14 protein-coding genes are annotated in these 15,932 nt (G+C 61.2%); 5 read left to right on the plus strand and 9 right to left on the minus strand.

Annotation, left to right across the window (positions count from 1 at the left end):
- From FCU66_RS12895 to FCU66_RS12935, 9 genes are all read right to left on the minus strand, one after another.
- The coding region (locus FCU66_RS12895; protein WP_136620653.1) for an SAM domain-containing protein at positions 1–239 on the minus strand (239 nt) is incomplete at its 3' end.
- 572 nt (positions 240–811) lie between these two features.
- Complete coding sequence (locus FCU66_RS12900) at positions 812–1,543, minus strand: ABC transporter permease (protein ID WP_136620654.1); 732 nt, start codon at positions 1,541–1,543, stop codon at positions 812–814.
- A 4-nt stretch (positions 1,544–1,547) separates the two neighbouring features.
- The gene (locus FCU66_RS12905; RefSeq protein ID WP_168992059.1) at positions 1,548–2,255 is read right to left on the minus strand and encodes an ABC transporter permease; all 708 of its coding nucleotides are present in this window, start codon (positions 2,253–2,255) and stop codon (positions 1,548–1,550) included.
- A gap of 144 nt (positions 2,256–2,399) precedes the next feature.
- Positions 2,400–3,197, minus strand: a complete 798-nt coding sequence (locus tag FCU66_RS12910; protein ID WP_136620656.1) for a transporter substrate-binding domain-containing protein — start codon at positions 3,195–3,197, stop codon at positions 2,400–2,402.
- A gap of 75 nt (positions 3,198–3,272) precedes the next feature.
- Positions 3,273–5,243 carry a DUF2817 domain-containing protein gene (locus tag FCU66_RS42540; RefSeq protein ID WP_168992063.1) on the minus strand — a complete coding sequence of 657 codons (1,971 nt, stop codon included), beginning with the start codon at positions 5,241–5,243 and terminating at the stop codon, positions 3,273–3,275.
- Positions 5,244–5,310: 67 nt separating this feature from the next.
- Positions 5,311–6,837, minus strand: coding sequence for an FAD-binding oxidoreductase (locus tag FCU66_RS12920; RefSeq protein ID WP_136620658.1), 1,527 nt, complete (start codon positions 6,835–6,837; stop codon positions 5,311–5,313).
- Complete coding sequence (hisC, locus tag FCU66_RS12925) at positions 6,834–7,955, minus strand: histidinol-phosphate transaminase (RefSeq protein WP_136620659.1); 1,122 nt, start codon at positions 7,953–7,955, stop codon at positions 6,834–6,836. Before hisC ends, FCU66_RS12920 begins: the two co-directional genes overlap by 4 nt.
- Before the next feature lie 47 nt (positions 7,956–8,002).
- Complete coding sequence (locus FCU66_RS12930; protein ID WP_136620660.1) at positions 8,003–9,130, minus strand: 2Fe-2S iron-sulfur cluster-binding protein; 1,128 nt, start codon at positions 9,128–9,130, stop codon at positions 8,003–8,005.
- Positions 9,127–10,167 carry an aromatic ring-hydroxylating dioxygenase subunit alpha gene (locus FCU66_RS12935; protein ID WP_136620661.1) on the minus strand — a complete coding sequence of 347 codons (1,041 nt, stop codon included), beginning with the start codon at positions 10,165–10,167 and terminating at the stop codon, positions 9,127–9,129. The genes FCU66_RS12930 and FCU66_RS12935 overlap by 4 nt, the downstream gene beginning before the upstream one ends.
- A gap of 122 nt (positions 10,168–10,289) precedes the next feature.
- Between FCU66_RS12935 and FCU66_RS12940 the strand changes: the two genes are divergently transcribed.
- The 5 genes from FCU66_RS12940 (at position 10,290) to FCU66_RS12960 (ending at position 15,908) form a co-directional block, all read left to right on the plus strand.
- The gene (locus FCU66_RS12940) at positions 10,290–11,216 is read left to right on the plus strand and encodes a LysR substrate-binding domain-containing protein (RefSeq protein ID WP_136620662.1); all 927 of its coding nucleotides are present in this window, start codon (positions 10,290–10,292) and stop codon (positions 11,214–11,216) included.
- A gap of 591 nt (positions 11,217–11,807) precedes the next feature.
- Positions 11,808–12,824: a LacI family DNA-binding transcriptional regulator gene (locus FCU66_RS12945; protein WP_136620663.1), complete on the plus strand. Its 1,017-nt coding sequence runs from the start codon at positions 11,808–11,810 to the stop codon at positions 12,822–12,824.
- 37 nt (positions 12,825–12,861) lie between these two features.
- On the plus strand, positions 12,862–14,181 hold the full coding sequence (locus FCU66_RS12950) for an ABC transporter substrate-binding protein (protein ID WP_136620664.1): 1,320 nt from the start codon (positions 12,862–12,864) through the stop codon (positions 14,179–14,181).
- Positions 14,182–14,232: 51 nt separating this feature from the next.
- Entirely contained in the window at positions 14,233–15,078 is an 846-nt protein-coding gene (locus tag FCU66_RS12955) for a carbohydrate ABC transporter permease (RefSeq protein WP_136620665.1), read from the plus strand.
- On the plus strand, positions 15,075–15,908 hold the full coding sequence (locus tag FCU66_RS12960; RefSeq protein ID WP_136620666.1) for a carbohydrate ABC transporter permease: 834 nt from the start codon (positions 15,075–15,077) through the stop codon (positions 15,906–15,908). The genes FCU66_RS12955 and FCU66_RS12960 overlap by 4 nt, the downstream gene beginning before the upstream one ends.
- The last annotated feature ends 24 nt before the right edge of the window (positions 15,909–15,932 follow it).

Below are 15,932 nucleotides of genomic sequence, written 5' to 3' on the forward strand. Positions count from 1 at the left end.
AGCTCCCGGGTGCGGCTCTGGGCCGCGATGTCATCGGTGCTCGCGTCGGGATGGTTTGACGACGGCCCCAGCCCCACTACCGCCTTGCGGAATCGCTTGCGATGACCGAGGAGCATACCGAGCTTCTCGAGGTCGGCGTCGGTCAGCTCCGGCAGGACTTCCGCGTCGATCGCGTTGTCGCGAAATGCCTGCTCGTATTGCTGGAGGCCGAGGCCTCGCAACCAAGCGGCAACGTCCACACAGCCCTCCCAAGGCTGAATTCGGGTCCCTCAGCCGCAATATTAACTCAGATGCCAGGGAAATGCTGTAGACTCGGATTTCTGTCGAGCTGGAGGTCCCTCTCGAAGAATTGGGGGCTTGGAGTCCGACATCGTTACCGCGGCGGTGACAGCTTTTGGCAGCTTATCGGACGATACGCTCCTAGTGATCAAGCGTCCGCATCGGGTCAAGACCCGCCTTTTCGCACGTCGTTGCCGCCGATCACCGCACGCATCTTCGGGGAGCCTTTCGAAATCCGGAAGCTTGAGCTACGTGTGACAGGTGCCATCACCAAGACGGAGAAAATTGACCAAGAGGCCCAAAATCATTCGTACAAAATTCGCGAACTTATTCGATAACGCTCAATTCAATCTCGAAGAACTAAGCGTAACCTACTGATATATAATAATTTGGTGAGCCCGGAGGATGTGGCGCGAACGTTGATTTCATTAGCCTTTTCGTGGGCCGAAATCAAAAAGTTTCCCGTATCGTTTCGCATGGTCCCGCGTCCGCGGTTCACCAGAACCGCCGGCGCCCGGCGCGAGGAGCGGCGTCACGAAACTGCTGCAGATTCGTCCGAGCGCGGTGCGCTCAATCCCTGGCGGGATTGCGACTCATGCCGCATGAGAAAACGCTCCAACAAGCGGATGATCGCAATCAACGACAGATTGACCACCAGATAGAGCAATCCGGCAATGGCGAAGATTTCGAAAATCGCGAAGGTCTGGCTCATGAGCCGCTTGGCGTATCCGGTGATTTCCAGCACGGTGATCGTGGAGGCCAAGCTCGTGCCCTTGACCACAAGGATGAGCTCGTTTCCATAGGCTGGGAGGGCTTGGCGGATCGCGAGCGGGAACTCGATGCGGCGAAAGCGCAGAACGCGCGACATACCGCAAGCCTGGGCAGCTTCGACAAGGCCGACTGGCACCGACATCAACCCTCCGCGCAAAATCTCGGACGTATAAGCTGCGGTGTTGAGCGCAAGCGCCAGTACAGCGCAGCGCGAGCCATCTCTGATGACCCACCACAAGACGGCGTTGTCCCTGACGAGGCTGACCTCGCCGAGGCCGTAGTAGAAGATGAATATCTGTACCAGGAGCGGGGTGCCGCGGAAGACGTTGCTGTAATATTTGGCAAAGCCGGCCAACAAGCCATTTGACGATAGCCTCATCAGCGCCAATCCCAGGCCGAGATTGAAGCCTATGAGCACCGAAACCAGTGTCAGCGCGGCTGTGACCCACAGGCCTTTGAGCAGGACCGGAACCGCAAGCTGGATGAGTTCCATGGTCTTACCTTCTCGCCCGGATCCGTAGCAGGCGTTCGATCCCATCGAAACCGGCCTGACTGACAAGCGTGATGACCAGATAGACAACCGCCGCAATCAGATAAAAGATAAACGGGTGGCGGGTGGAGTTCGCACCGATGTAGGAAATACGCATCAGCTCCTGCAGCCCAACCACTGAAACCAGGGCCGTGTCCTTGATCGTGGTCTGCCAGACATTGTTTAAGCCCGGAACCGCGATGCGCAGCATCTGCGGAGCTATGATGCGGCGAAATATCCTACTGGCTGGCAGGCCAAGGGCTCGCGCGGCCTCGATGTGCCCATTGGGGATCGACGCCAATGCCCCCCGGATCACCTCGGTCGAGTAGGCGCCCGAGATCGCGCCAATGGCGATCACGGCTATGACGAACGCATAACCGCTCTCCGCCAGCCCGGCATAGCCGAAAGCAGTGATGACCTTCGTCACGAATTCAACCGAACTGAAAAACAGAAGGTAGATAACGAGCAGTTCGGGCACACCCCGAACCACGGAAGTATATCCGTCCACCAGGAGCGAGAGCGGGAATATCCTGGCCCATTTGATCAGACCACAGACGACGCCAATCAGCAGCCCGGCAACCATACTGGACAAGCCTACCGCGATCGTCACGGCAGCGCCCCGCAGAATAGCGGTCACCCAACCACCTTCCCAAACCTGCCAGAGGCCGAATTCCATCTGAGTTGCCCTAGATCTGGTGCGCCAACGAGACAACCGGCTGCGATTGCAGCCCCTGAAGCCGGTGTTGTCAGACAAGCGGAAAACCCGACTTTCGCATGCGCCTGGCTTGGCCAGGCGCATGCGATGTGGTTTTGAACGCCGTTAGTTGCAGGGCCGGGAAATGTCCGATTTGAACCATTTCTGGCTGGCCTTGCCGATCGAGCCGTCAGCGATCAGCTCGCAAAGCGCCTTGTCGATCTTGGCCTTGAGCTCAGTGTTCTCCTGCGCGATGCCAACGCCGATTCCCTCGCCAAGCGTCGGATCGAACGTGCTCTGGATCTTGACGCCGACCAGCTGGAAGTTCTTGCCATCCGGCTTGTCCAGGAAGTCCTGCAATGCGGATTGATCCGCGAAAGCAGTGTCGATGCGGCCGCTCGCAAGGTCGATCTGCATTTGGTCGAGCGTGTCGTAGGTTTTCAGGTCGGCATTCGGCGCACGCTTCTCGAGGAAATGCGCGTGGGTGGTGCCGGCCTGCACGCCGATCTTCTTGCCGTCGAGCGATTTCAGCAGCGTGTCGACGTCGGTGATGCCGGCGAGATCCGACCCCTTCGCAGCGATGAACATGTTGGCCAGTTCGGCGTATCCGACGCTGAAATTGATCTCCTTCTTGCGGTCAGCGGTGATCGACATGCCCGAGATGATGACGTCGAAGCGCTTTGCCTTAAGTGCCGGAATGAGGCCATCGAAGGCCTGCACGACGAAATGGCACGTCACTGCGAGTTTGGTGCAGAGCAACGCACCGACATCGGCGTCGAAACCGGTGACGTTGCCATTGGCGTCGGACATGCTCCATGGCGGGTAGGCGCCTTCCGTTCCGATGGACAACTCGCCTTCGGCCGCCAATGCGCTTCCCATGCTTCCCGCGAGACATGCGAGCAGCGTCAAGACTTTCAATTTCATATCAGTTCCCCTTGTTGTTGGTCTTCATTGTTGATGTCCGGTACGAACCGGACGCTTCGAGAATGCGAGCTTCCCTCACAGTGTCCGTGCCAGGAATTGGCGCAGACGCTCCGAGCGCGGGCTGCCGAACAGCTCCGCTGGCGCACCCTCTTCCTCCACCTTTCCCTGGTGGAGAAACAGAACCTTGTGGGAGACCTCGCGCGCGAACTGCATCTCATGCGTCACGAGGATCATGGTGTTGCCTTCCTCCGCCAGTTGACGGATCACCCGCAGCACCTCGCCGACCAGTTCGGGATCGAGCGCTGATGTCGGTTCGTCGAAGAGGATGACTTTGGGACGCATCGCCAGCGTGCGGGCGATCGCGGCGCGTTGCTGTTGGCCGCCTGACAACTGGCCCGGATAGTGGGCGTGCTTGTCGGCGAGCCCGACCTTCTTCAACAAGGCGTGCGCATGTTCGACGGCCTTGTCGCGAGGCTCCTTCAACACATGCCGGGGCGCCTCGACGATGTTCTCCACCACCGTCATGTGCGGCCACAGATTGAAGTTCTGGAAAACCATGCCGACGCGGGCACGGATGCGTTCGACCTGCGCCATATCGGCTGGCCCAAGCCGGCCGTTCGACAGCGGCTTCATCTTGATGACCTCACCGTCGATGGCGACCTTGCCGCCATCCGGCTGTTCCAGAAGATTGATGCAGCGCAGGAACGTGCTCTTGCCCGAGCCCGACGAGCCGATCATGGAAATGACTTCGCCGGCATGGGCGGTGAGGTTGACGCCCTTCAACACCGGCAGCGAGGCGAAGCTCTTGTGAAGCTCGTCGATCTGCACGGCTGGCGTGGCGATCTTCGCCTCTTCAGCGGGCGCCGGATTCGCCACCACGGCGGGATCGGTTGGCCGCGTCTGTTCGCTGCCGATGGCCGCGTCCTGGGCTACCTCGACAGTCGCTAGATCCGCCAGCGCACGGTCGAAATAGCGCAGGCTGCTGGACAGGCAGGTGCGTTGCCAGTCCGGGTCATCCGGAAGGAAGGCAGCGCGCAGCGTGTCCCGGATCCGCTTGCCCAGCGGCGATTCGATCTTGCCGAAAAGGTGCAGCCAGTTGTCTGCCTGCACAGCCTCCATGACGGCAGGCCCGTCCAGCGTGCCACATTCGACGACAAGCGGCAGCACGCGCGCATTCGGCATTGCCTTGCGTACAGCGTCGGAGACGTAGCCGGTCGCCGTCGCCGCGATGCCGGTGCCGGTCCGGGCGCCCGGGCCGGTCAGCACTGTTGCCAGCGCCGGCCCGAAGATGGATTTGCCCCAGGCAAGGCCGGCATGCTCGGAACTCGCTACCGAAAGCAGAGCCGGATATCCGTATGGCCCTGCTCCGGTGTGCAGGTCGAAGACGATGACCTGGCGTGCCGCGCCAGCAAAGGTCTTCAGGATTTCGTTCAATGTGCGGTTCGACCAGACCGGGCCGCCACCGCCGTAGAACATGCCGTCGGCGAACTCATACTGGCCGGCCTCGACGATCGCCGCCAGCCCGGCATGCCCAAGCCGCTTGCGCGCAATCGCGAGCTTCTCGTCGGCCGCTACGCGGTCCGGCCCTTCCCATTCTCGATAGGCCACGGCGTCGTGCAGGCCCGCATAGCCATTGTTGACCGGAGTGCTCGAAGACCAGTCGATGAAGTTGCGGTTGAGGTCGACATTGTCCTCGTTGACGCGCCGCGACCATGCCGTGCCCCAGGGATTGATGAGGTGAATGGCAAGGATCGCCGTGTCGCCGGGCAGGCGCCGCAGGTTCTTCTGGCCGAGCCAGGCGGTCTGGCAGGTCGAGCCGAACGGGCCCTCGACACCATGCGTGCCGGAGATGAGCACGATCAGCTTGCGCGCATCGCGGCGGCCAAGCAGCGCCACATCGGTCGCCAGCGTCTCGCCATCCGGACCGTTCAGCGGATGAACATATTCAGACAGTTCCGCGCCCGCCCGCTCAGCGGCGTCGCGAAATCCCTGGCGCAGGATGGCGAAATCACAGGCGTAGGCTGGTGCTGGCTCATCATGGCGCATGGTCGATCCCACTGAACCGCTGGCGGTTGCTGTCAATCCATTCATTCCCTGTCGTTCCACCGTGGGGCTATTCATCGTTGTGATCGCTCGCGTTCTGAGGTGGCAATCGACGCTCATTGCCGGAAAGGAGCGGCCTTGAGGACCGGACGAACCAGGCGTCAGAGGGAAGCACCTTGTCGGGGTTCATGATCGACTGATCGTCCAGCGCGAGTTTCACCCGCTCCATCACGGCGAGCTTCGTCGGGTCGGCCGTCGCCAGCAGCGAATGGATGCGCTTGGAGCCAACACCGTGCTCGGCGGAAAAGGAACCGCCGATCTCCCGCAGTTGGTGATACAGGACGCCCTCGACAGCCTCTTCCATGTCAGGCGCCAGCGGACCCTGACGGTTGAGGATGATATGCAGGTTCCCATCGGCCAGGTGCCCGAAGACATAGGGCGCCAGACCCGGTTCGATCGTGGCGAGCCCGGGCAGGATTCTGTCGAGATAGGCCGGAATTTCCGACAGAGGCACCGAAACGTCGAAGGAAGGTGCATTGGGATGGGCGCGATAGAGCACACCGGTGTCCTCGCGCAACCGCCACAACTCGTCCTCTTGCCGCTGCGAGCCGGCGATGATGCCGGTGGCTTCGGGATAGCGCTCGATCACTTCCGAATAGATCCGCTCGAAATCCTCGCGCAGCGCCTCTTCGCGCGCGCCGCCAAGCGACAGCAGCAGGAACAGCGGCTGGTCCAGCGGCACGCCGGGTTCGGACCATTCATGCGCGGCGGCGGCCAGGCTGAAATACGAGGTCCACATCGCCTCCGCCGCGCGCAGATGCCCGGCATCCGATTCAAGTGCCAGGCGAATGGTTTGTAGAGCCGCTTCGACAGACGGCAGCCCGAAAAGCGCGGTGGCCGTGGCTCGCGGCGAAGGGTCGAGCTTGACGACCACGCGGGTGACGATGCCAAGCGTGCCCTCGGCGCCGATGAAGAGATGCTTCAGATCGTAGCCGGCGGAATTCTTCACCACCCGGGTGAGATCGCAATAGACCGATCCGTCGGCCAGCACGGCCTCGAGGCCAAGCACGCGGTGGCGCATGACGCCGTGGCGAAAGGCCATCACGCCCCCGGCATTGGTGGACACCATGCCACCGATCGTCGCCGAGCCGCGCGCGGCAAGGTCGATGCCAGGTTCCAGCCGGTGTTCGAGCGCGGCCATCCGCAGCGCTTCGAGGGTGACGCCGGCGCCGACCACGGCCACGCGTTCGAGCGGATCGAGCCGCTCGATGCGATTCATGCGTACCAGGGAAAGAACGATCTCGCCCGGCCGCGAAACGCTGCCGCCAACCAGACCGGTCTTCCCGCCTTGCGGCACGATGGGAATCTCGTTCTGGCGGCAGATGCGCACCACCGCCGCGACCTCGTCGGTCGATGAAGGCGCAACGACGATGCCGGCGCCGCGAGCCGTCCCGTTCGAACCAAGGTCGATCGCCCCGGCATCATCACCTGTGCGGACATTCGGGGCGCCAACGACATCGCGGATCGCGTCGACAACCGGCAACGGCACCGCTTGCTCGATCCAGTTCGTTTGCCTGGGAGACGCGAGGCCGCTCATCGCCCCGTCAATCCCCGAAGCGCTGCGATCAGCCGATCGTTGTCAGCCGGCAAGCCGATGGTGGCGCGCAGATAGTGCTCGTAGCCGGCTTCGCGCCACGCCTTGACGATGATCCCCTGCTTCAGGAGACCGGCGGCAAGGCTGGAGCTGTCGCCCTTGCAGTCGAAGAACAGAAAGTTTGTTTGCGATTGGGCAACCGCGAAGCCGAGGCCGGCAAGTGCGGCCGCCGTCCGCTCGCGCTCGGCTCTGATGCGGCCCGCCGACGCCTTCATCCAGCTTTCGTCAGCGAGTGCCGCGATGGCGGCGGTCTGCGCCGCCGCATTGACGTTGAACGGCGTCTTGGCGGCCGCGATCACCCTTGCCAGTTCGAGGCCGGAACAGACGGCATAGCCAACGCGCAGTCCCGCCAGGCCATAGGCCTTCGAGAATGTCCGCAGCACCACATGGTCGATACCGCTGTCGCGCAGGACTTCGATGCCGTCGGGCGCGCCGGGATCGGCGAATTCGAAATAGGCCTCGTCCAGGACAAAAAGCGTGCCGGGCCGCACGGCGGCGATCAGCCGTTGCAGGCCGGGATGGTCGAGACCCGGCCCGACCGGGTTCCATGGCGAGGATATGAAAACGATCCGGGGCCGGGCGGCGATCGCCGTCTTGAGCGCGGCAATATCGAACCCCATTTCGGGTGTCATCGCAATCTTGACGACATCGGCACCGGCCGCGAGCGGCTCTATCTCATGCAGGCCGAAGCTCGGCACCGTCGTGACGACCGATGCGCCCGGCACCAGGACGGCACGCGAGATGGCGGCGATCATCTCCTCGGAACCATTGCCGGCAACGATCAGGTGGGGATCGACCGCCAGTTTTTCGCCAAGTGCTGCCCGCAGCGCCGTGCAGGCCGGATCGGCATAGCGCCATGGCTCGAAGGATGAGGAGGCCAATGCGGCCATGACGGCAGGAGAACACCCATCGGGGTTCTCGTTGCTGGCCAGCCGCGCGATGTCGTGGCGGCCACTCAGCGCCCGTGCCATCGCTATGTTCATGCCGGCATTGTAGGGCGGCAAGGCGGCGATATGCGGATTGAGCGGCAGGCTCGACGCTGGTTTGACCGACTGTTCCAAATCTCGACTTCCGTTTCCCCGCGCCCATGCGCGGCATCACAATCTTGTCAAATATCCAGGACGACTGATCCTCGCGGCTTGGAACAGCACAGCAGCACTTCGCCTGCCCCAAGCTCATCCAGCGGTTCCTCGAAATAGGCGACCTCGCCCAAGATCAGCCGCGACTTGCATGTGCCACAGATGCCGGCCCGGCAACTGAACTCTGGCAACAGACCCTGGTTCTCGGCGAAGTCGAGCAACGATGCGGCCGAGCCATCCCAGACGGCCGTCAGGCCCGACTTCCGGAATTCCACGGTTGTCGCCTCCCCGGCCGGCTCGATCCTTGCCGGCTGCGCCGGCACCGCGGGAGCTCGCACGGCATCGGGCTCAAGCACCGTCGCCGGGCCGAAGAATTCGTGGGCAATGCGATGCTTCGGTACGCCAAGCCCGCGAAGCAGGGCGTAGATCGCCTGCATGAACGGCGGTGGGCCACAGAGGTAGAAATCATAGTCATCGATCGGCAGCAGGCGCTGCAGCACCTCGCGCGAAATCATGCCTTCGCTGTGGAAGCGCTGGTCGGCTTTGTCGCGCTCGGACGGGAACCGGTAGCAGTAGTGCGCGGTCAGGCCGGGCCGGGTCGTGACCAGGCCGGTCACCTCGTCGCGCAAGGCATGCACACCCCCGTTCTCACAAGCGTGGATGAAGACGGCTCGGCGATCCGGCATCGAAGCCAGCGCATGCAGCATCGACACCATCGGCGTCAGCCCGACACCGCCGCTGAGCAGCACGACTGGACGGTTGCTGCCCTTGTCGAGCACGAAATCGCCGCGCGGCCCTTCCGCCTGAAGCACATCGCCGACCTCGATCCGGTCATGCAGGAAGCATGAGCTTACCCCGTCGGGCAGCCCCGGCGCGGGTGCTGCTTCACGCTTCACGCTGATCCGATAGCAAGTGCTGTCTGGGGAACAGGAGACGCTGTAGTTGCGCAGCACATATCCGCTTTCGCCGGCTGCCTCCCGCGCTACCGGAATCCGGAACACCAGGAACTGGCCCGGCTGGAAGCCCCGCCAGTCCCGTGGATTGACCGGCTCGACATGGAACGACGTGATGATGGCGCTTTCGCGCACCTTCGCGACCACTTTCAGGTCGCGAAACCCGCTTCTTGCGATGGTGTCGCGGGCGGTGAATGCGTTCATTCGGCAGCCGCCAATTGCTGGCTCTCGCTGGCGATCAGCTTGGCCAGGTTGCGGCGAAAGCGCAGCGGTCCGACATCGATCTTGAGATCGAGATTGGGCGTGCGCTTGTTGGCCATGCCTTTGTGCACGGCATTGAGCACGGTGCGGTCCTCGTCAAAGGCGCCGCGCACGGAGGTGGCGAACTGACGCGAAACCTCCTGGTCGTCGGGGGCGAAATTGCGCATCTGGAACCAGTAATATTTCGTCTGGTTCTCATCGACCGGCGTCATGAAGTTGTAGCTGTCCATGAGGAACACGTCCGCGTGCAGCGGCTTGCCCTCGCCGCCGGTGCGTGCCGGCACGAAGATCGCCTTGATGATGGCGTTGGAGGGGTAGCGCACCTCGTAGTGCTGCTTGCGGTCGCAATTGCCGGAGAATTTGAGGAAAGGCGCATAGAAGGGCGCCGGCGCGGCATCGACCACCCAGCGCCACACGGTCACGCCGTCTGTACCCACGGTGGTCTCCAGCGGCGCATCCTCCATTGCCTGGACACCACCAAAAGACGATTGGTGTACCCACGACACATGGGAAGGATCGAGCAGGTTGTCGGTCATGTAGAGATAATTGCAATCGAGCAACATGGACTCGCCGCGATTGACGCCCCAGGCCGGATCGCCCCAGTGATCGACCTCGAAAATGAGAGCAGGATCCGCCTTTTCCGCTTCACCCATCCATATCCAGAGCAGTCCATAGCGTTCGGCAATCGGATAGGAACGAACGCATGCAACATGCGGTATCTTTTCAGCACCGGGCACACGCGTGCAGGTTCCAGTGCTGTCAAAAGTCAGGCCGTGATAGCCGCATTCGACCGTGTCGCCCTTGATGCGGCCCATGGACAGCGGCAGCTTGCGGTGAGGGCATGCATCTTCAAGCGCGGCCACAGCACCATCCGTGCGGCGATAGAGGACAATATCTTCGCCAAGGATTCGAACGGGCTTCAGCTGGTCCGTGACCTCATGGTCCCATGCGGCAACGTACCAACAGTTTCGAAGAAACATGGCGTCCTCCCGAGCTTGTGAACGCCAAAACGAATAGCTCTCGGGCGGCAGACGACATAGGGCTTGCATCTGCGTTCTATTTTAGAAATGCTAAAGCAAGCCGACCCCAGGATCATACCCAGGTGAAGAAAACGCCCCCCTTGCGCGCGATACAGGCCTTCGAGGCTTTCGGTCGATGCGGCAGCGTGACGGCCGCGGCCAACGAGCTTGGCGTTTCCGTCGGCGCGGTCAGCCAGCAAATTCGCAAGGCGGAGGATGTACTCGGGCTTAGTTTGCTCGAGCGCCGTGGCAGGAACGTTGCCCTCACGTCTTGGGGACGAACCTACCATGCGGCCATTTCGTCAGGTTTCGACCAGATCCGCGACGCCCAGCATATCGTCGAGCGGGCGCGGTCGGAAAGTGCGCTGACCATCTCCTGCCTTCCCTCGCTCGCCAGCAAATGGATCGCGCCAAAGCTTCTGGATTGGCAAATAGGCCACGCCGGCGCGACGGTGCGTCTCGTCGGCGCCGAGCAGGAGCCGCGTTTCGACAAGGATCAGGTTGATTTCAGGATCTCATATGGCACCAAGGTTCACGACTACGATCACTACACCGCACTGTTCACGGATTGGGTGGTGCCTGCTTGCGCACCGGGATTGCTGGCCACTCGGCCTGTCCGCAAGCCAGCGGATATCCTTGATTTTCCGCTCCTTGGCATAGAATGGGCACGAGATCATCAATCGCCGCCAAGTTGGGCTGAATGGGCGAGCACGATCGGCGCGTCACATCGAAAGACGTCAGGCGAAGTTGCCTTTTCCTTGTCGAGCGCCGCGATCGACGCAGCGATCAATGGAAAGGGGTTTGTGCTTGCCCAATTGTCCATGGCCGCTGACGATATCGCCGCGGGCCGGCTCATCGTGCCGTTCAATCAGCGTATGAGGTTGTCCGACGCTTATTTCCTTGCCTGGGACCGTGCAGCGTTAGAAAAACCATTTGCGCCAGAACTTCGTGCCTGGATCGTTTCGATCTCCAAACGCCTGGACGCTTCTCCAGCCGATTGGGATCGGTGAACGACATACTTACGAAGCAACGAGCCTGTGGCCGAAGTCAAAACCCACCCAATTGCACGTCGTTGCCGCCGACTACCGCACGCGTCGTTGCAAGGTCTTTCGAAGCCGGGAGTGCTGAGCTACGTGGGAAGGGTGCCATCACAAGACGGAGAAAATTGACGAACGGGCCCGAAACCATTTCACTCAAAAATTCAGGACTTACCCGATAACGCTCAATTCAAACTCTAAGAATTAAGCGTAAGGTATTTATATATAATAATATGGTGGGCCCGGAGGCGTTCACATTTTACTGAAAAATAAATTATAATTCAAATACTTAGATAATACCAACACGCGGCTATACCAACAGAAATACCAGCATCGAACTCCGACCACGCTACGAGCATATTACTGCCCATACGAGCACTAAATAAATGGTCCGATGCATGAGCCAGCCAATCAGCTGAAGAGACTAAACGAAGAGGCTCAAGCGCTTCGCCGGCGCCTTGGCCAATTAAACCGGAGGTGAGGCCTGACCGCACTGAGCGCTTGACAGCGAAATCAAAATTCCATAGTGATACGTATCAGTAATACGTATCACTGAGTTTTTCGATGGCAAACGGCAGAGCGACCCAAAAGGATGTGGCAAGGGCGGCGGGGGTCTCGCAGGCCACCGTTTCCATGGTGCTGGGCGGCGGCAGCGCTCCTTCGATCCCGGCGGATACCTGGGCCCGCATCACCAAGGCCGCCAAGGACCTCGGCTACGTTCCCAATCGCTTTGCGCAGGCGTTGAAGACCAGCCGTTCGATGACCATCGCCTGTATCGTGCCCGACATCACCAATCCTTTCTATCCATCGCTGATCCGCGGCATCCAATCGGTGACGGACGGCTTGAGTTACGACGTCATCGCAGTCAACACCGATGGCACACCGGAACGCGAGCGGCACTTCCTCGACTGGGCGCGGCAGGGTCGCGTCGACGGCGTGATCGGCGTTTTCTTCACCTTGCGTGCCAACGATTTCAGTCCCCTGGTCGAAGCAGGGGTTCCAGTAGTACGGATCGAGTCTTCCAAGAAGCGCGGCGGCGAAATCGTCGTCGACGACATCTATGTCGACAGCCGGGCCGCGGCGCTTGCGGTCACCGACCACCTGATCGGCCAGGGCCACAAACGCATCGCCATGGTAGCCGGCCGCGGCGGCCCCCAGGCCACGCGCATCGACGGCTATCGCTCGGCCCTCGCCAAGGCGGGATATCCGGAGCATGTGATCATCGACGAAGAATTCTCGGAGATCGGCGGCACGCGCGCCGCCGAAGCCATACTCGCAAGCACGTTTCAGCCGACGGCAATATTCGCCGCCAATGACCTGATGGCCGTCGGCGTCATGCAGGCGCTGCGCGAGCGCGACATCGAGATACCCAAGGGAATCGCCGTCGTCGGCTTCGATGACATTCCTGCGGCGAAGCTGGTCACGCCGCCGCTGACCACGGTCGCACAGTTTCAATGGCAAATGGGAGCGCGCGCGGCACAGACGCTGATGGAGCGGCTGCGCGGCACAAAGACCGGTGCGGGGACAGCGCTAGAAATGCCCTTTGAACTTATCCAACGAGGCTCGACACGAGCCATCTAGATACGGGCCGATTGATGAAACCTGGGAGGAAGAAACCATGCAACGCCGTACAATTCTGAAAGCCGGACTTGGTCTGGCAAGCCTGCCGCTCCTGCCGCGCTTCGCTTTCGCTGCTGACCAGAAGCCGGTGACGTTCTGGTATGAATCGGCGTCACCGGAGAACCAGGACAATCTCAAGAACCTGCTGGTGGATGCATTCAACGCAGCCCATCCGGAAGAGCTCCTGAGCATCGACTTCCGCGGCTCGGACCTCGACAAGCAGCTTCGTGTCGCCATGCTTTCGAGCACCGGACCCGACGTCGTCTTCACCGCAGGCCCGAGCTATGTCGCCGCCATGGCGCAGGCCGGACAACTCCTGCCACTCGACGACTATGCCAAGAAATACGGCTGGAACGAGCGGCTGCTGCCGCTGTTCCTCGATCTCGGCCGCTACGAGGGCAAGCTCTATGCGCTCGCCAAGACCTATGAGACGCTCGGCCTTTTCTACAACAAGACGCTGTTTGCAAAGAACAATTGGAAAGCACCGACGACGATAGCGGAACTCGAAGCGCTTGCCGACGAAATGAAGGGCAAGGGCATGGTGCCGTTCGGCGCCGGCAATGCCGATTGGCGTCCGGCGAACGAGTGGCATGTCTCGATTGCCATCAACTCGGTCGCTGGACCGGAAAACGTCCACAAGGCATTGACCGGAGCCATTCAATGGACCGATCCGGCTTTCGTCGCGGCAATCGACAAGCTGGCCGAGTGGTGGGACAAGAGCTATTTCGGCGAAAATTACTTCTCGCTCACCCTCGAGCAGTCCTTCGCGCAAATTGCCACCGGCCAGGCGGGTATGGCGCCTACGGGCACCTGGAGCTTCACCAACGTCAAGCCCTATTTCCCCGACAACAATGCCGAGCCGGGCTTTGTCGGCTTTCCCAGCGTATCCGGCGATCCGATCTTTCCGCTCGGCATCGGCTCGACACTTTCGGTAAATGCCAAGTCGGAAAACCCGGACGGTGCTGCTGCCGTGCTCGACTACATGTTCCAGGACGATTTCTACAGCAAGATGAACTCGGTCTGGCAAGGCGAATGGAACCTGCCGCTTGCGGATCTCTCCAAGGTGAAGCTGTCGGACAATGTGCTGCCGCTCTACACCGAAGCCATGAAGGAGCTGTCCGCCTCCGTCGGTGCCGGCAAGTATGGCTATACGACGTGGACTTTCCTGCCACCTGCGACCGACACCTATCTGGTCAGCGGCATGGAAGAGGTTTGGCTCAAGAAGACCTCGTCCGCCGACTTCCTCAAGAAGCTCGACGAGACCTTCAAGCAGGAAAAGGACGCGGGCAAGGTGCCTGCAATTCCGCCCCGCGCCTGACACACCGCTGAGGGCGGCGCGGTATGCGTCGCCCTCCCCCGGAGGAATTCCATGCATCGGCTCTACATCGTCCCGACGATGATCATCAACGTCGTCATCGTGCTCGTTCCGGCACTGCTGACGGCCGCTCTCGCCTTCTGCAATTGGGACGGCATCTCAGCGCCGACCTTTGCCGGCCTCGACAATTTCCGGGCGTTGGCAGCCGATCGCGTCTTCTGGTCGGCGCTCGGCAACAACATGGTCTGGACGCTGGTTTTCCTGACCGTGCCGATCCTCATGGGCCTCGCCGCCGCATCGATGCTGCTGATCGTGCGCCGCGGCAGCAACTTCTTCCAGATCGTCTATTTCCTCCCCGTCGTCATTGCCACCGCCATCACCGCTCGCGTCTGGCAGGGCATGATCTACAGCCCGGTGACCGGGATCTTCGGCATCCTCAAGAAGTACGGCATGCCAATCCCCAACCCGCTGACGCAGCCGCCGCTTGCGCTGTTCGGTGTCGCGACGGTCGATCTTTGGCACTGGTGGGGTTTTCTTTGCGTCATCTTTTTCGCGGCGCTGCGCCAGGTGCCGCAGGAGCAGATCGAGGCCGCGCGGCTCGAGGGCGCCACCTATTTCCAGATGATGCGCTACGTGCTGTTGCCCGGCATTCGGCCGACGATAACACTCATGATGATCATGACGGTGATCTGGTCGTTCCTCGCCTTCGACTTCGTCTACATCATGACCCAGGGCGGTCCGGCATTTTCGAGCGAACTCCTGTCCACCCTCGCCTATCGGAAAGCATTCTATGACCTGAACGTCGGGCAGGCGGCGGCGGCGGCGCTCGTCATCAGCCTGTTCGGGCTGGTCGGCACCTTCTTCTATGTCCGTATCCAGACGCGGGAGGGGGAGCAATGAGCCTTGTCGAAAGCCGCCTGACGCTGACGGTTTCCTATGTGCTTCTCGGCCTGTTCGCCTTCATCGCTCTGTTTCCGATCGCGCTTCTGGTGCTCAATTCCCTGAAGCCGGCTGCCGAGATCGTGCAAAATCCGCTGGGCCTGCCAGGACCGATCCGCTGGCAGAATTTCGTCAATGCTTGGAACCATGCGAAGTTTTCGAAGACCTTCGTGAACTCCCTGGTCGTCAGCGGCACGACGATCGTGCTGGTCTGCTCAACCTCATCGCTGACCGCCTATGTGCTGGCTCGCAAGAAGATCAAATCGTGGAAGATCTTCACCTTCTACCTGCTCGCGACGACGACGGCGCCGATCCAGCTCTACATCTTCCCGCTCTATTTCGGCTTCGCCAAGCTTGGCCTGATCAACAATATTTTCGGCGTCGCGCTGATCTACACGGCACTCTACAGCCCCTTTGCGGTGATGCTGCTCAGAACCTACTTCATCGCCGTTCCGAAGGAACTCGAGGAAGCGGCGATCGTCGATGGCGCCACCTCCTGGCAGGTCTTCTGGCGGGTCATGCTGCCCATCGTCTCGCCCGGCATCCTCACAGTGGCGCTTATCATCGGCCTCAATTCGTGGAACGAGTTCCTGATAGCGACGACCTTCCTGCAGAAGCAGGAGAACGTCACCGCCGTCATCGCCTTCTATCTGCTCTCCGGCCAGTACAGTTCCGACTGGGGTGAGATCATGGCCGCTGCCCTCATCATCGTCGTGCCCGTCGTCCTGCTCTTCGTCTTCATGCAGAAGCGTTTCATCGAGGGCATGGCCGGCGGCTCGGTGAAGGGCTGATCCCCTTTCGAATTGTGGAGTGAA

Origin of the sequence: Mesorhizobium norvegicum (assembly GCF_004919685.1) — a bacterium.
Classification (GTDB): domain Bacteria; phylum Pseudomonadota; class Alphaproteobacteria; order Rhizobiales; family Rhizobiaceae; genus Mesorhizobium; species Mesorhizobium norvegicum.

Coding starts and splice junctions, on each gene's coding strand:
- FCU66_RS12900 (WP_136620654.1), bottom strand. CDS start 1,543: ATGGAACTCATCCAGCTTGCGGTTCCGGTCCTGCTCAAAGGCCTGTGG.
- FCU66_RS12905 (WP_168992059.1), bottom strand. CDS start 2,255: ATGGAATTCGGCCTCTGGCAGGTTTGGGAAGGTGGTTGGGTGACCGCT.
- FCU66_RS12910 (WP_136620656.1), bottom strand. CDS start 3,197: ATGAAATTGAAAGTCTTGACGCTGCTCGCATGTCTCGCGGGAAGCATG.
- FCU66_RS42540 (WP_168992063.1), bottom strand. CDS start 5,243: ATGCGCCATGATGAGCCAGCACCAGCCTACGCCTGTGATTTCGCCATC.
- FCU66_RS12920 (WP_136620658.1), bottom strand. CDS start 6,837: ATGAGCGGCCTCGCGTCTCCCAGGCAAACGAACTGGATCGAGCAAGCG.
- FCU66_RS12930 (WP_136620660.1), bottom strand. CDS start 9,130: ATGAACGCATTCACCGCCCGCGACACCATCGCAAGAAGCGGGTTTCGC.
- FCU66_RS12935 (WP_136620661.1), bottom strand. CDS start 10,167: ATGTTTCTTCGAAACTGTTGGTACGTTGCCGCATGGGACCATGAGGTC.
- FCU66_RS12945 (WP_136620663.1), top strand. CDS start 11,808: ATGGCAAACGGCAGAGCGACCCAAAAGGATGTGGCAAGGGCGGCGGGG.
- FCU66_RS12950 (WP_136620664.1), top strand. CDS start 12,862: ATGCAACGCCGTACAATTCTGAAAGCCGGACTTGGTCTGGCAAGCCTG.
- FCU66_RS12955 (WP_136620665.1), top strand. CDS start 14,233: ATGCATCGGCTCTACATCGTCCCGACGATGATCATCAACGTCGTCATC.
- FCU66_RS12960 (WP_136620666.1), top strand. CDS start 15,075: ATGAGCCTTGTCGAAAGCCGCCTGACGCTGACGGTTTCCTATGTGCTT.